We start from the raw sequence: 2,026 nt of genomic DNA on the forward strand, positions 1-2,026 counted from the left end.
CACCACATTACAGCAATTGCAGGCAATGCCAAACGCAATTATGATTTTTACACCAAAGTACTTGGCCTTAGGCTGGTTAAAAAAACCGTAAATTTTGATGACCCGGAAACCTACCATTTATACTATGGTGATAAAGAAGGTACGCCGGGTACTATACTTACTTTTTTCCCCTGGGAAAATATTTCGCCAGGCCGCCGGGGTGCACGCCAGGCAACAGAAATTGGTTACTCTGTACCCGAAGGCAGCTTTGATTTCTGGCTTAAACGTTTTGAAGCAAACAATGTAATTTACAATAAAGTAGCCGAAAAATTTGGTGAGCCATACCTTACATTTTTAGATCCCGATGGTTTAAAACTGGAATTGATAGCTGCAAAAAATACCGATACCCGGTTGCCATGGGAAACCGAAGAGGTTAAAGCCGATAATGCCACCAAAGGTTTTCATAGCATCACTATAAGCACTAATAAAATGCAGCCAACTGCCGATATTTTAACCGGTGTATTTGGTTATCGCTTATTGGAGCAGCATGTAAACCGCTATCGCTTTATTACAGACGCAGTTGAAAATGCGGCAATAGTTGACCTTGTTGAGGTTGCCGGCGAAGTTGCTGGACATGTTGCCGGCGGATCTGTACACCACGTTGCCTTCCGGGTAAAAAACGAAGAGGTATTAATGCAATACCGGGAAAAAATAGCAGCCCTTGGTTTGCATATTACAGATAAGATCGACAGGAACTATTTCTATTCATTGTACTTCCGCGAACCAGGTGGTGTATTGTTTGAACTGGCTACAGATAATCCGGGCTTCGCGGTTGATGAACCGGTGGAAGAATTAGGTACTCACTTGAAATTACCAGCACAGCACGAACAGTTTCGCAGCACGCTCGAAAAAACATTGCCCCAATTATATTGATCATGTACACACATCAAAAAAAATATATAACAGCAGGTACCCCGGTAAAAGATGCCGGGGCTGCATTAATAATGATCCACGGCCGGGGTGGTACCGCGCAAAACATCATTGGTTTGGCTGGTGATCTAAATTTAAAAAATACAACCATCTACGCTCCCCAGGCCGCCAACAATAGCTGGTATCCATATAGTTTTATGGCGCCCGATGCACAAAATCAGCCGGCTTTGGACTCTGCCCTTGAAGTGATAGGCGACCTTGTAAAGCAAGTAGTGGCAGATGGCATCCCCGAAGAAAAAATTTACTTCCTTGGGTTTTCGCAGGGTGCATGTCTTACATTTGAATATGTGAGCCGGAATGCCAAACAATATGGAGGAGTAGTGGCTTTTACAGGTGGCCTGGTAGGCGAAGAGCTTAACTTAAAGAACTATAAAGGAGATTTTAACGGAACACCCGTACTGGTAACCACAGGCGACCCTGATCCGCATGTGCCATTAACAAGGGTAGAGGAAAGTGTCGGCGTTATGAAAGCGCTTAATGCCGCAGTTACCGTCAAAGTATATAAAGGCCGCCCTCATACTATTACCCAACAGGAGATTGATCTGGCAAATCAATTGGTATTTGACAATATGATATCTACAGAAGTGTAATCTTGCAAAGTGTTTAAAATAGATCGTCTTGCTTCGTACTTATCTCTCTCTATGGCAAGTTGCAGAACCCCAGACTTACGAAGTTTTAAAAACTGCTATGTAGAAAAGCATAGCAAACAGGTATGAGATTTTTTAGTCACATAAAGGTACAATTTTATTTCAGTATCAAAAAAAGACTCCAACTGCTATATGCGATCAAAAGCCGCCAGTAATTGTGTGTAATTAAAAGAGGTACGAATACTTCGCAATGTAATTAAATACAGTTTTCGATGGTGCGTTTTCCTCTTTGGTGTTGATTGAGATACAATTTTTTTAACTGACCATATTTAATAAATTTACTATGCTGTAAGAAACGGAAGCGGCTCTGCTGAGGAGCAACCGCCAGGGATATTACAGCCGAATAAAGCATATCAGCCAGGCATAGGCAATCGCCCATAGCCTGGCTGTTTATTTATATGCTGTTTCGT

Annotated in this window: 2 protein-coding genes; both read left to right on the top strand. The window is 42.3% G+C overall.

Annotated elements, in window-relative coordinates:
• On the top strand, nucleotides 1-912 hold a 912-nt coding region (locus AC1DPZ_RS26120; RefSeq protein ID WP_477409010.1), incomplete at its 5' end, for a ring-cleaving dioxygenase.
• Nucleotides 913-914: 2 nt separating this feature from the next.
• Nucleotides 915-1,559 carry an alpha/beta hydrolase gene (locus AC1DPZ_RS26125; RefSeq protein ID WP_477409012.1) on the top strand — a complete coding sequence of 215 codons (645 nt, stop codon included), beginning with the start codon at nucleotides 915-917 and terminating at the stop codon, nucleotides 1,557-1,559.
• Nucleotides 1,560-2,026: the final 467 nt, after the last annotated feature.

The sequence above is a fragment of the Mucilaginibacter sp. P4_G9 genome (genome assembly GCF_056400985.1).